Below are 10,676 nucleotides of genomic sequence, written 5' to 3'. Positions count from 1 at the left end.
AACTCTGGTGGACTCCATTATGGTCGCTCTCCCCACGGAGAGCGTGGATTGAAATTCATTACTCGATGACTTGATGATTCTTGCGCTTTTGTCGCTCTCCCCACGGAGAGCGTGGATTGAAATTGATGTCTTCAGCATCCCGATTGATGCCGACCATTGTCGCTCTCCCCACGGAGAGCGTGGATTGAAATCACCGATGGCTCTAAACCGATTCAGACTAACAAAGTCGCTCTCCCCACGGAGAGCGTGGATTGAAATGCTGGATGATAAGCCGGGATATGGGAGACAACATGGTCGCTCTCCCCACGGAGAGCGTGGATTGAAATGGCACCGGAGAAGCTTCATCTCCGGCAGCTTCGGGGTCGCTCTCCCCACGGAGAGCGTGGATTGAAATCTTACCCTTTTGGAAGTTACCACCTTGCCTGATGTCGCTCTCCCCACGGAGAGCGTGGATTGAAATCATGCAGTCCTCATCACTTGCCACCTTTGCGCAGAGGTCGCTCTCCCCACGGAGAGCGTGGATTGAAATCCGGATTCAATAAAAGATTTGGATGCAGATTTAAAGGTCGCTCTCCCCACGGAGAGCGTGGATTGAAATGACAAGCTGGTCCCAGTTACGGAATTAAAACCGAAGTCGCTCTCCCCACGGAGAGCGTAAATTGAAACCCGTATTTCTTTGAGCTTATTCACGATAATGTGCAAACTGGCCTTTAAGGAACCACCGGTTTAATCGCAGAATCAAGTCAACGCTTTTCTTGGAAAGCATAGATGTTTCCCGCACAAAAAAAGAAGCCATCATCGGCTTCTTTTTATTTGTCCTCATTCCCCATATTCCTGAATCCATCATCATTGGTATTCAGGATTTTTACATCGTCTCCTTCTTCCTGCTGTTCCTTTACCAGAGCGGTTCCCCAGTCGGACATCTCCAGAAGAATATTGCGAAGGCTCATGCCGCGTTCCGTCAGACTGTATTCAACGCGGGGAGGCACCTCATTATAGGATCTGCGGTTCACAATATGGGCATTTTCCAGATCCTTCAGGGATTGGGTAAGCATTTTTTGGGAAATGCCGGGCATGAGGCGGCGGAGTTCGCCGGTACGGAGCGGGCCGTTTCCCAGATGGCAGAGAATACGGAGCTTCCATTTCCCCCGGATAATGTCAAGGGTCGCTTCTACGGCGAGATGATAAATTTTTCTCAAAAATTTTTACCTCCTTTTTTCTCCTATTATATCCTATTTGAAACCTTTTGGTTCCTATAGCACTATATAGTGCGTACTTTTCAGTGCGGAAAGGGACTTGTATAATAGCATCATCGAAAGTTTTGAAAGCCGCGAAACACCGGTATCTGCGGTATTTCAAGAAATTGTATGCATAATGATTCCATTGATACAGGAGGTTTTTTCATTGAAATTCATGTCAAAAACAACCTTTGCCCTTACTGCCCTGGCATCCACTTTCTTCGGCATCGGCATTACAGAATTTATAGGCGTCGGGGTGCTTCCGGAAATTGCTGAAGAATTTTCCGTTTCCACTTCCACTGCAGGCCTGATCGTTTCCCTTTATGCACTGGGTGTGGCAATCGGCGGTGTCCTGCTGACTGCCCTGACTTCCCGGCAGTCCAGGAAAAAGATGCTCCTTGCTTCCATTGTCCTCTTCATTGCAGGCCATGTACTCACCGCCATGGCTCCTTCTTTCCTCACCCTCATGGCCGCCAGAGTGCTGTCCGCTGCGGCCCACGGCCTTTTCTTCTCCCTTGCCTCGGCAGTTGCTGTCAGCATGGTTGCTCCCAATAAGGCCGCCGGCGCCGTCGCCTTTATTTTCAGCGGATTCACCATTGCCACCGCCTTTGCCGCCCCTCTGGGCACCTACATTTCCAACATGGCAGGCTGGCGGATTCCCTTCTTCGGCATTGCCCTGGTCGGTGTGGTCGCACTGGTACTGAATAAAATTGCTCTGCCCGATCATGTGCGGACCTCTGCCAATCCGCCTTCCGCCAGAGACCAGATCCGCCTCATCACCCATCCTCATATTCTTCTCATGATGGCTGTCACCATTCTGGGCTACGGCTCTACCTTTGCCGCTTTTACCTATCTTTCTCCCCTTCTTACAGAAATCACCGGTATTGAAGCACCCATGGTCAGCGCTGTCCTCGTCATGTACGGTGTGACCGTAGCTATCGGCAACACCGCCGGCGGCAGAATCGGAAACGCAAGCCAGCTTCATTCCCTCTTCTTCATCTTTATCATCCAGGGCCTTATCCTGGCAGGTGTCTACTTTGCTCTTCCCTACACCATTCCGGCTCTCATCGCCATCGGCCTTATGGGCATCATGGCCTTCATGAGCATTCCCAGTCTCCAGTCCTATATCCTGATCCTGGCTAAACGAAATGTTCCTTCCGCCGTAGATCTGGCTTCATCCCTGAACATCGCTTCCTTTAACGGCGGAATCACAGTAGGCGCCACCCTGGGCGGCCTGGTCATCGACCACATCGGCCTTGCCTATACTCCTCTGGCAGCTGCCGCCATGGCCTTTGCCGCTGTCCTTCTCACCCTGGTATCCATGAAGATGGAAGCCCGTGAGCTTTCTGCCGAAAGAAAGCAGCAGGTATCCTGCACTGCACAGACCGCTGAAATCACCGGCTGATCTCTGACGCTTCCCTCCGGTTTACCAGTCTTCTCATTCTTTCATAGAGTACAGCCAGCGGCAGACCGACCACATTGTCATAGGATCCGCAGATGGATTCCACCAGCAGAGTGCCCAGTCCCTGGATCCCATAGGCGCCGGCCTTATCTGCCGGCTCCCCGGTGGCAATGTACTCCATGATTTCCTCTTTATCCAGCTGACGGAATCTGACTTCCGTGGTTGTTACAGATAGATCTGTTTTCCCCCGGTACAGAAGGGCCATTCCCGTCTTGACCTGATGCACCCTTCCGGACAGGCAGGAAAGCATGCGAAAAGCATCTTCCTGATCCTTCGGTTTCCCCAGGACAGAAGATCCCAGCACGACGATGGTATCCGCTCCCAGAACAGGCCGGTCATCGCCTCTCCGGGACACGGCGTCCCTGGCTTTTCCATAGGCATTTACTATACATACCAGCTCTTCCTGAGAAAAGGGATGAAATAAATCATCCTTTTTCTCTTTTTTTATCCAGGCAAGAGCCTCTTTTTCATTTTTTACTTCCATAAAATGACTTTTTTCAATTTCCTCTTCCCAGCCGATCCGGCGGATCAGTTCCCTCCGGCGGGGAGAAGCGGAAGCCAGTATGATATGCATAGGGCCGCTCCTTTCAGCAGAATATACATGCACTCCGGCCCGCCGTCCCTGCATCGGCAGGGCCTGTACGGATTTATTGTAGCAAATGCGCCGGGGTATCTCAATTTTTATGGCAGAGCAGAGAACGGACCAAAACTTTCTCAGCAAAAATTTTTATTTCCTATATAATAGAGTTAAGAAAGCATTAAGGAGTGATACTATGAAAGAGCTCTATCAAAGAAGGGCTGCGGCTGTACGAAGCCGGATGAAGGAAATGGGCCTGACCTCCCTGATTCTTTCGGAAACCAGTGCCCTCCTGTACCTGACAGGAGAAATCATCCATCCCGGAGAACGGCTGACTGTGCTGGTCATCCGGGAAAAAGGGCCCGCCTTCTGGGTGCGCAACCGTCTTTTTCCTCTGAAAGAGGGTATGGGTCTCACCATGGATGAGGCAGCAGAAACAGGAAGCTTTGCAGACATATCCTTTGAAGACGGAGAGGACAGCATAAAACTGCTCAGCCGTCTCCTGCCCGCAGGAAAAGCAGGCATAGACAAGACCTGGCCTTCCCATTTCCTTCTTTCTCTCATGGAAGAAAGGAAGGATCTTTCCTTCGTCAACGGCTCGCCTGCCGTGGATCAGCTGCGGGCGGTGAAGGATGAGGAAGAAATCAGGGCCATGCGGCTGGCCTCTGCCATCAATGACCGGGCCATGGAACGGATTTCCCACTGGATCCATGCCGGAGTGACGGAAAAGGAATGTGCGGAAAAACTTCTTGCCATCTATAAGGAAGAAGGAGCCGAAGGATTTTCCTTCCCTCCCATTGTTTCCTTCGGCGCCCATGGCGCAGATCCCCATCACATGCCCGACGATACGGTGCTCGGGGAAAAGGAATCCGTACTTTTCGACATCGGCTGCCGGAAAGATCACTACTGCTCCGATATGACCCGCACCTTCTTTCTGGGCGAGCCTTCCGAAGAGGAGAAAAAAGTGCATGATCTGGTGCGCAGGGCCGGCGAGCTGGCAGAATCCATGGTACGCCCCGGCATTCCCCTATCCGAACTGGACAAAGCCGCCAGAGACTGCATTGCCGGCGGCGGATACGGTCCCTGCTTCACCCATCGTCTGGGCCATTTCATCGGCCTAAAAGAACATGAAGAAGGCGAAGTCAGTGCCTCCTCCCCACTTACAGCCAAACCGGGCATGATCTTTTCCATCGAACCGGGCATCTACCTGGAAGGCCGGTTCGGCGTACGCATCGAAGACCTGGTACTGGTGACAGATACCGGATGTGAAGTATTAAACCATGCCCCCAGGGGCTGGCGGATTTCCTGAAAGGAGTCAGCTATGATAAAAATCAGACATATGGTTCTTGGGGAAGGCAGGCCCAAGATCTGCATTCCTCTCGTTTCTTCCGGCTTTGACGCTCTGGAGGAGGAATGCGCCTCCCTGCTGTCCTGCCATCCGGACATGCTGGAATGGCGGGTGGACTATCTCATGAATAAAGAAGATTTCAATCCCGTAACGGATCTTGACAAAGCGTACCGCATCATACGGAAATATTTCAGCGATACCCCGCTCCTTACGACCGTCCGCACCAAAAGCCAGGGCGGCGTCCACAAGACGCCGGGCGGAGACTATATCAATCTTGTTTCCCTGATCCTTTCCTCCCACTGGGCAGATATCATAGACATCGAATACGGCCATGAAACCATGGATACCAAAATTCTCATGGCCCGGGCCAGAGCCCAGAAAATTCCCATTCTTATGAGCTACCATAAATTCAAGAGAGCTCTTTCGGAAATGGAAATCATGGATGTACTGGAAAATATGAAATCCTTCCGTCCGGACATCCTTAAAATCGCCGTCATGCCCCAGACACCGCTGGACACGGCCGCTCTCATCAATGCGGCTGCCCGCATGGGAGAAGCCTTCCCGGATACGCCTGTCATTACCATCGGCATGGGCCCCCTGGGTATTCTCACCCGTGCTGCAGGAAACCGCCTGGGCGCGCCTCTCACCTTTGCCGCCGGAAAAGAAGCCAGCGCCCCCGGACAGCTCACGGCAGACGAAGCCCGGAAAGTGCTGGATATTCTGTACAAATAAAATCTGCATCTTTTCCCCCCGCCGGGCAGGTTTCCCGCAATCCTGCCCGGCTTTATCCATGCCCTTCTGCTCCCATTTTGACTAAACCGGCATAAACAGATAGAATATAGTATATCTGTAAGACATGAAAAATTTTACAAATGGGAGTAAGAAGTATAATGAAACTGATTCATTTTGATCATATCGTCCTGACCACCGGCTGTCTGGAAGCCTGTCTCCATTTTTACAGAGATTTCCTGGGCATGGAGGTCGTCTTTGAAAAAGGGCGGTATTCGCTCCTCTTCGGGCACTGCAAAATCAATATCCACCAGCGAGCTGGAGAATTTCAGCCTGCTGCCGCCTATCCGGTGTCCGGGAGCATTGATCTCTGCATCATCACGGAAACGCCGATGGAGGAAGTGCTGCAGGAGCTGAAAGAGAAAAAAGCGCCAGTCATTACAGATATCGTTGACCGCCACGGCGCCAGAGGCCCCATGAAAAGCATCTATCTGCGGGATCCTGATGGAAATCTCATCGAAATCGCGCGGTATATCCAGCAGAAAACCGCACCGTCCCTTCCCCTGTCCAATGATGAATCTCTGGCGGATGAATAGCTTCTCTCCATACTTTTACAGTCATACGAAACTTCCGGAAAGGACATACCATTGAACCCTTATCATTCCAATCTTTTCTTTATTGCAGAATACATTCTTTCTGCCCTTCTCATGGCATTTCTGACCTACAAAAAAACGCCGCTGGATGTACGGAAGCCTATTTCAAGGAAAGCACTGCTGAAGCGGCTTCCCCTGGCAGCAGCCGCCGTAATTCTCTCCATTCTGCTCATGACCGGCGTCTACCTGCTTCATCTGGACCTGACCAAAAATCTGATTCTTATCGGGATCCTCCAGCTTTTCATGACCCTTTCCGCCAACATTATCCTCGGTTCCTCCTGGATTCAGCGCTACCGCGTCTATCCCAGAGGCAGAGAGCTGGCGGCGGTGGTCATCCTTATGTATATCATTGCGGACCTTTTCATGCCTTCAGGCATCAAGTACGCCATCCTTGTCATGGGTACGGTGCTGGCTTTTATTTTTCCCAATCACTGGAGCGACTGGGAATGATCATCGGAAAGAAAGCATAAGAAATCCCCTGCCTTCCGGCGGGGGATTTTTTATGCTTCTTTTTTACTGTTCTTCCGGAGTCTTAGGGTCTTCCTCTTCAGGAGGAACTTCCTCCGCATCATCAGCATCAGCAGCAGGCGCTGCCGCCTCTGTTTCCGCTGTTTCCGGTTCTTCAGCCGGAGCAGCTTCTGCCGCTTCTGCTGCTTCCGCCGTTTCCGGCGCTTCTTCTGCCTTCGGGGGTTCCGTTTCTTCCTTCTTTTCTTCTACCGGAGGATAACCTTCCACCCTGGGCGCTTCCATCTTGTCCAGTGCATCAATGGCAGACAGAGCCAGCTGCAGATCACGCCTGATTTTCCCTACATAGGTTTTCATGTTTCCTTCTGTACGGATCATATTTTCCACCAGACGGCGGCGGGATTCTTCCGCTTCCCGGATCTGCCGGTTTCCTTCCGCATGGGCATTGGCAACCAGAATTTCCGCATTCCGTTTCGCATTTTTCTTTACATTCTCCGCTGTATCCTTAGCCAGCTGCAGGGTATTGGTCATGGTTTCGGAAATCTTTTCGTAATTGGCCAGTTTTGTCTTCATCTGGTCCATCTGTTCTTCCATTTCCCGATGTTCCCGATAAATCTGTTCATAGTCAGCCACAATCTGGCGGAGAAAATCATTGACTTCCTCTTCGCTGTAGCCCCGTAAGCCCTTGGAGAAAGTTTTATTATGAATATCCATTGGTGTAATCATAGGTGCGCCTCCTAACGATGTCTGTTACTCTTTGTCTATTGTACTTGTTTTCATCTGTTTCGGCAACAAGGGGCCGCGGCACCGGCAGATACAAAGAGTGCGGACAAAAGCTGACAGCCTCTCCGGATCCGGGCGGCATGTACCAAATCTCCCGTCAGGCATCCCGGCGCAGGAAAATACATCCGGCTGCCGGTGAATCCTGCCAGCCCACTGCCCATCAGTCATCTCTGTCGACTTTATATTTTCTTTCCAGCTGTTTATAGGTATCCAGGCCGATAATATGATTGAATTTTCCAAATTCGATCATCCTGTCAGCCGTAGCTTCGGTAGTGCCGTTCTTTTCCAGTCCCGTAAAGAGATCATAGAGAGCTTTGGAAATGGTATAGACTGCACTGCAGGCCCAGAATACAACGGAGAATCCCATTTCTTCCAGTTCCTTGGCCGGAATAAGCGGGGTCTTGCCGCCTTCAATCATATTGGCCACGATGTAGGCGCCGCTGCCTTCCATGCCTCTGGCAAATTTTTCCAGTTCTTCCCGGCTTCCGATACCATCGGCGAAGCAGATTTCCGCCCCTGCGTCAGCATAGCGCTTGCTTCTTTCAATGGCATCATCAATGCCGTAAATGGCACGGCTGTCGGTACGGGACATGATCATGGTTTCCTTGTCAAAGCGGGCATCTACAGCAGCCCGGATCTTCTGGGCATGCTCTTCTGCGGAAATGACCTGTTTGCCGTCCATATGTCCGCAGCGTTTCGGCCATGCCTGGTCCTCGAAGAAAATGCAGGCTGCGCCGGCCTGTTCAAACATCTGCTCCGTGCGGATCACGTTCAGTGCATTGCCATAGCCGGTATCTCCGTCGGCAATGACAGGAATATCCACTGCATTGCAGATGCCGGTCAGCTGTTCTGCCATTTCCGAGCAGGAAAGGAGGCCTACATCCGGCTGTCCCAGACGGGATGCGGATACGGAATAGCCGCCCATGGTCAGGCAGGGAAGTCCTGCCAGTTCAGCGATTTTGGCTGCCAGTGCATCGCCCACACCGGGAGTCACCATAATCCTGCCGGATTTCAGATTATTACGGAATGCGATACGTTTTTCAGTTGCTGTTTTCATCATAAAACCTCCTGTAAATCAAAGATAAACATATACTTGAATCGCTCCGGTGAAGCACTTATGAAATAATTCCATGGAATGTTTCCGGAACGGGCTCTGTGCTTTTCCTTTCCATCAGATGCAAAAAAGCCCCTTTCCTGCAAAGACTGCAGAAAAGAGGCGCACAGGCGCGGTACCACTCTTACTTATACCTTGGGGAGCATAAGGAGGAAGGACATAAAAAAAGCCCTGTCCATCGGACAAGGGCGCTGTGAGCGCGGTACCACCCTGCATTATACTCCATATCCTTAACGCGGACTGACGCCGGGCTTACTCCGGAAAAACCGATTCAGCCCTTTGCTCCCAGGGGACACGCCCGCCTTCCATACCGGTTTCCATCCTCCCGGCTCTCTGTTATTTCCGGCCAAGCTCAATCCTGTTCATTGCATTTGGTGTATTTACCCGATATTATAATCAGCCGGCCTCTTTCTGTCAAGAAAGGGCTGCGGAAAAGAGCAGATCGAATCCGCGCCTTCCTGCGGAACCAGAGATTCCCTTACCGCTTTTCTCCGTACCAGTCTATATCGTGCCGCAGCCTGGAGGCTGCATCCCGGGCCTCTTCTGCATTTCTCCGCATTTCTTCCGCTGCTTCCCTCACGGAATCCAGCTTCAGGCGGAGCGTCATGGCCTCCAGACCGGATGCGGCAAAATCATCATCATCGTCATCATAGGAGGATCCGCTTTCCTCTCCTCCAGCCAGGCTGCTGATATAGCCGGCATCAATCAGGACCTTCTCCATAAGGTACTCCATTTCCCGGATTCGTCTATCCAGATCTACATAGCCGTCGTCAATGACATATTCCATGGCTGTCACCTTTCTGTAAAAAAGGGGCCGCCTGTCTGACAGTCCCCCTGAAATAGGCTTTATTAAAATCCTTTATTTCCCGTCTTCCCGGGGCTGCGGCTGCTCCTCCTTTTCCGGATGGGCTTCCGCTTCCATCTCATAGGACCACATGTGGGTCGGGATCATATTTCCATTCTTGTCACAGGTATAGCGGACAGATTTGGGCATGGTTTTGGCTGTGGAAAGAGGTCTGGTGAAGCCGCGGCCTATGACATCGGTGGTATTCATAATGAAAAGGAAAGCCGACGGATCAATGTCTTCAATCAGATGGCGCACCCGGGTAATCTGGGTCAGGTCCACAATAGCAAAGACAATTTTCTTTTCTGTTCCGGAAAAGGCGCCCTGTCCGTAGAGCAGGGTAGCTCCATGATGGATGTTCCGGAGAATGGCGTCTGAAATTTCCAGAGGCTTATCCGATACGATGAAAGCCGCTTTTCTCTGGGCAAACCCGATGACGATACGGCTGGACAGATTGGCGTTGATATACATGGAAATCAGGGTGCAGATAGCCGGTTCCAGGGCAAAGATAAAGGCGCCTGCCGTCACAATGACAAAGTTCAGGGCAAATACCACGTATCCGATTTCCAGATTATAATACTTTTTCAAAATGGCGCCCACCACATCCAGACCACCGGTATTGCTGTTGTATCGGTACAGGAGACCCATGGAAATCCCCAGCACCACGCCGCCGGAAATGGCCGCCACCAGAGGATCCTTCACCACATTATAATCTGCCAGAAATGCGGTAAGGTCGATAAATATGGAACAGCATACCGTTCCCAGAATGGTTATGATGGTATAGAATTTTCCCATGAATTTGAGAGAAAGAAGAAGAATAGGAATATTCATGAGGAGATTGGCCATGCCGATGGGAAAGCCGGTGAGATAATAGAGCACCATGGCAATACCGGTGAGCCCTCCCGACAGAAACTGGTGAGGCACCAGAAAGGCATTGACCCCTACGGAATAAAGGAATGTACCTACAAGGGTAATTCCGATAATAAAAGCAAGACGCTGCCAGAATGTGGGCGTACGGAAATCCGCTCCTAAAGTGGTTGACATGATTATTTCCTTTCTCTGTTGATTTACGGAATGCACTGCAAATCTTTTATCATTATATCATTCTTTACAGAGATACGGGGACCGGTTCAGAAGGTTCAAAGGGAAAGATTGACGGCCCTGAAGGGCTGAAAGTTCTTCAGGTTCTGAAGTTTGACAGTCACTTCGCGGCTGAGGACTGCGGCGGCCGCTTCGCAGCAGATATATATGCAGCCTTTGGCGGCGGTGCTGGAATCCCCCTCCCGCCATCGTGCGCATATCCTGCATAGAATTCACGAACGGATAAGACGGGAAAGGGGGCCGTACGCAGTAAGCGGACAGCCGGAAACAGCCGCCTCCCCCATTTCTTGAAATAATCAAGTTGCCTGTATTCTCATTTTCCTGTACAATATTATTATATTAATTTAATCTAAAAATATTTT

The 10,676-nt window shown here is 51.1% G+C and carries 11 protein-coding genes and 1 CRISPR repeat array; of the genes, 5 read left to right on the top strand and 6 right to left on the bottom strand.

The features are described 5' to 3' along the window. Positions 1–22: 22 nt before the first annotated feature. Positions 23–667: direct repeats of the CRISPR family, unit length 34 nt; unit sequence GTCGCTCTCCCCACGGAGAGCGTGGATTGAAATC. A gap of 142 nt (positions 668–809) precedes the next feature. Continuing rightward, positions 810–1,199, bottom strand: a complete 390-nt coding sequence (locus ACI4N7_RS07275; protein WP_439732690.1) for a winged helix-turn-helix transcriptional regulator — start codon at positions 1,197–1,199, stop codon at positions 810–812. A gap of 214 nt (positions 1,200–1,413) precedes the next feature. Here ACI4N7_RS07275 and ACI4N7_RS07270 point away from each other — a divergent pair, with 214 nt between their 5' ends. Beyond that, on the top strand, positions 1,414–2,643 hold the full coding sequence (locus ACI4N7_RS07270; protein WP_439732689.1) for an MFS transporter: 1,230 nt from the start codon (positions 1,414–1,416) through the stop codon (positions 2,641–2,643). Here ACI4N7_RS07270 and ACI4N7_RS07265 read toward each other — a convergent pair. Beyond that, positions 2,633–3,274, bottom strand: a complete 642-nt coding sequence (locus ACI4N7_RS07265; protein ID WP_439732688.1) for a Maf family protein — start codon at positions 3,272–3,274, stop codon at positions 2,633–2,635. The two genes, ACI4N7_RS07270 and ACI4N7_RS07265, sit on opposite strands and share 11 nt — an antisense overlap. 199 nt (positions 3,275–3,473) lie before the next feature. On the opposite strand from ACI4N7_RS07265, the gene ACI4N7_RS07260 reads away from it, so the two are divergent. The 4 genes from ACI4N7_RS07260 to ACI4N7_RS07245 all read left to right on the top strand — a co-directional run bounded on the left by ACI4N7_RS07260 (position 3,474) and on the right by ACI4N7_RS07245 (position 6,457). Beyond that, on the top strand, positions 3,474–4,586 hold the full coding sequence (locus ACI4N7_RS07260) for a M24 family metallopeptidase (protein ID WP_439732687.1): 1,113 nt from the start codon (positions 3,474–3,476) through the stop codon (positions 4,584–4,586). 12 nt (positions 4,587–4,598) lie between these two features. After that, positions 4,599–5,357 (top strand): type I 3-dehydroquinate dehydratase, encoded by a 759-nt coding sequence (gene aroD, locus ACI4N7_RS07255; protein WP_439732686.1) that lies wholly within the window; start codon positions 4,599–4,601, stop codon positions 5,355–5,357. A 158-nt stretch (positions 5,358–5,515) separates the two neighbouring features. Then, complete coding sequence (locus ACI4N7_RS07250) at positions 5,516–5,950, top strand: VOC family protein (protein ID WP_439732685.1); 435 nt, start codon at positions 5,516–5,518, stop codon at positions 5,948–5,950. A gap of 51 nt (positions 5,951–6,001) precedes the next feature. After that, a complete protein-coding gene (locus ACI4N7_RS07245; protein ID WP_439732684.1) occupies positions 6,002–6,457 on the top strand; it encodes a hypothetical protein in 456 nt (151 codons plus the stop codon). A gap of 63 nt (positions 6,458–6,520) precedes the next feature. On the opposite strand, the gene ACI4N7_RS07240 is transcribed toward ACI4N7_RS07245, so the two are convergent. The 4 genes from ACI4N7_RS07240 to ACI4N7_RS07225 form a co-directional block, all read right to left on the bottom strand. Beyond that, complete coding sequence (locus ACI4N7_RS07240) at positions 6,521–7,198, bottom strand: DivIVA domain-containing protein (protein WP_439732683.1); 678 nt, start codon at positions 7,196–7,198, stop codon at positions 6,521–6,523. A 217-nt stretch (positions 7,199–7,415) separates the two neighbouring features. Further along, positions 7,416–8,312 carry an isocitrate lyase/PEP mutase family protein gene (locus ACI4N7_RS07235; RefSeq protein ID WP_439732682.1) on the bottom strand — a complete coding sequence of 299 codons (897 nt, stop codon included), beginning with the start codon at positions 8,310–8,312 and terminating at the stop codon, positions 7,416–7,418. 535 nt (positions 8,313–8,847) lie between these two features. Then, positions 8,848–9,156 carry a hypothetical protein gene (locus tag ACI4N7_RS07230; protein WP_439732681.1) on the bottom strand — a complete coding sequence of 103 codons (309 nt, stop codon included), beginning with the start codon at positions 9,154–9,156 and terminating at the stop codon, positions 8,848–8,850. A gap of 72 nt (positions 9,157–9,228) precedes the next feature. Further along, the gene (locus ACI4N7_RS07225; protein ID WP_439732680.1) at positions 9,229–10,257 is read right to left on the bottom strand and encodes a YitT family protein; all 1,029 of its coding nucleotides are present in this window, start codon (positions 10,255–10,257) and stop codon (positions 9,229–9,231) included. Positions 10,258–10,676 lie beyond the last annotated feature (419 nt).

This window comes from Dialister sp., from assembly GCF_051885895.1.
Lineage (GTDB): Bacteria > Bacillota > Negativicutes > Veillonellales > Dialisteraceae > Dialister.
This window is presented reverse-complemented; position numbering and strand designations above follow the sequence as displayed.